Raw genomic sequence first — 500 nt, 5'->3', positions numbered from 1 at the left:
TCCAATCCGTCCTAAACATACAATCCGCGTATTGTACACGCGCCGCTTTTTCTTGACAGCCGTTGCCGTCTGAAAGCAGGATGCGGATTTGGCTGTTATAATGTACGGCAATGCTGCCGCCGGGCGCACGGTTTGCCGACCGCCTGCCCCTCCGATCCGCCACATAAAAGTTGTAAAGCCCCTATGTCTGATTTTCCTCCCGTTTCCCGATTCCTTGCCGACGAAGCCGCCACACTCGATTTGGGTGCGGCGTGGTCTTCCCGTTTAAACGCACCGCTGGTCATTTATCTCGAAGGGGATTTGGGTGCGGGCAAAACCACGCTGACACGCGGCATCCTGCGCGGATTGGGTCATCAGGGCGCAGTCAAAAGCCCGACCTACGCCATCGTCGAATCTTATCCGCTGGAACGCTTCACCCTGCACCATTTCGACCTCTACCGCTTCTCGTTCCCCGAAGAATGGGAAGACGCGGGGCTTGACGAACTGTTTGCCGCAAACAG

Annotated in this window: 1 protein-coding gene; it reads left to right on the top strand. The window is 56.6% G+C overall.

Annotation, left to right across the window (positions count from 1 at the left end):
* Positions 1-183: 183 nt before the first annotated feature.
* Positions 184-500, top strand: a 317-nt coding sequence (gene tsaE, locus HHU12_RS34950) for a tRNA (adenosine(37)-N6)-threonylcarbamoyltransferase complex ATPase subunit type 1 TsaE (RefSeq protein ID WP_169661263.1), incomplete at its 3' end; no start/stop codon positions are given.

The organism is Flammeovirga aprica JL-4, from assembly GCF_012844305.1.
Taxonomy (GTDB): Bacteria; Bacteroidota; Bacteroidia; order Cytophagales; family Flammeovirgaceae; genus Flammeovirga; species Flammeovirga aprica.
The sequence above is the reverse complement of the archived record's forward strand: the minus strand, read 5'-3'. Positions and strand labels throughout refer to the sequence as shown.